Source organism: Nocardiopsis sp. TNDT3 (genome assembly GCF_003427465.1).
Taxonomy (GTDB): Bacteria; Actinomycetota; Actinomycetes; order Streptosporangiales; family Streptosporangiaceae; genus Nocardiopsis; species Nocardiopsis dassonvillei.
Map to the genome: position 1 here is coordinate 1 of NZ_QPFC01000867.1, position 1,575 is coordinate 1,575.

The following is a 1,575-nucleotide window of genomic DNA, read 5'->3' on the forward strand; positions in this document are numbered from 1 at the left end:
GCTGCGGGGCCGGACACGAGACGCCCGGGGCATCCGTCCTCTCTCGGGCCCCTCTTCTTCCGGGTCCTGGTGGCCATGCGGGGGTGCCCTCTCAGCAACCGGCCTGCTTCGCGGGACGGGCTCCTCACCTCCCGCGAAGACCCTGTGTTCCCTTCCGGTACTGCCGGGGTGGTGCGTGGCTCCCGGCTGCGGGGCCGGACCTGGGCGCGTGATTCCCAGGGCAGTGCTCTGACCGCGCACCCGGACCGCAGGCCGCAGATGCTGCACTCCACCAGGCCCTCGTCACCGCGGTGCCCGTCCGGCCCGCGGAAGAGCACCCGAGCTCGGCCAACGAAGACCACTCCAGGCACCGCACCTCGCGCACAGCCCTGCCCGTGGCTCCCGCCACGCGCAAGAACCCGACTCGTGTGGAATGGACATGAAAAAAGCCCCTGGGTCCGGCACATCCGTGCCGGACCCAGGGGCTTGTCGGGGCTGCCCGGGACAGGGGTCCCGGGCAGCCTCAGACAGCGCTCAGCCTTCCACCTCCCCCAGCAGGGCCAGCAGCGGGGTGAGGTCCCCGCCGTGCTCCCAGCGGAACGCCCGCGCCCTCTGGGCCAGATCCCGGGTGAGCAGCATGCTCTCCGTGGCGAAGCCGTCCGGGGAGCGCTCCTCGCGCGCAAGCTCGTGCACGTTGCGCTGGGGGTCACTGACCCAGTCGGCCCGCACGTGCGGGATCAGCAGTCCCGCACCGCCCGCCTCACTGCGCGGTGCGCCAGCCTCGCTGCCCCCAGGGGCGAAGGACGCCGAGACGATGACGACCCTGGTGCTCTCGTGCGGCCCGCACCGCACCGAGGTGCGGTGGGCCTGTCCCAGCGAACGGGGCGTGTAGTACATCAGCTCCTCCCGGTCCTGCACGAGCGGGGCGGGGAGCCCCCGCAGGGAGGCGACGTCGACCCCGTTCGCGTCGTAGGGGTCGGGCAGGAGCTCCCTCATCTGCACGAAGGTGCTGGTACGCACCGAGATCACGTCAGGCAGCTCGGTCACGGCCAGGGCGCCTTGGTCGCGGTGGATGACGAGGTGGTCGTTGGCCACGAACGTGAAGCCCTGGTTAAGCAGGGCTCCCAGCATCAGGGTCGTCTTGCCGGCGCGCTCGTCGCCGACGATGACGACCAGCAGATCGCCCTTGCGGACCGCGGAGGCGTGCAGCATGGTGTAGCCGCTCTGCTCCCAGTGGTCGATCAGCACCTCGCGGAGCGCGTTGCGGGTTCCCGCCTTCAACGACGTGGGATCTGTCGTGGCGCGGTGCAGGACACCGCGCTCGAGGTCGACGCGGTATCCGGCCCCCCAGTCGTTGATCTGCATCCGGTCGGGGTCGGGGGCGGTGAGCAGGGACTCAATCGTCCAGCGTGTCGTGGGCAGCGGGGAACGGGGGAAGAACTCGTCCAGGTAGACCAGCAGGTCCGGGTGGTCGGTACGTACCTCGACCCGCAGGTCGGTGTCCAGGGCGTAGACCGCCCGGGAGAGCTCGTGCTGTGGGTTCATGTGCGGGCTCCGTTTCCGGAAGCCGGAAAAGCACGAAGCCGCCCTCCGAAG

General features: G+C 70.7%; 1 protein-coding gene. It reads right to left on the reverse strand.

Annotated features, from left to right (window positions below; genetic code table 11):
* Nucleotides 1-513: 513 nt before the first annotated feature.
* Nucleotides 514-1,524 (reverse strand): hypothetical protein, encoded by a 1,011-nt coding sequence (locus tag DQW06_RS20775; protein ID WP_117199133.1) that lies wholly within the window; start codon nucleotides 1,522-1,524, stop codon nucleotides 514-516.
* Nucleotides 1,525-1,575 lie beyond the last annotated feature (51 nt).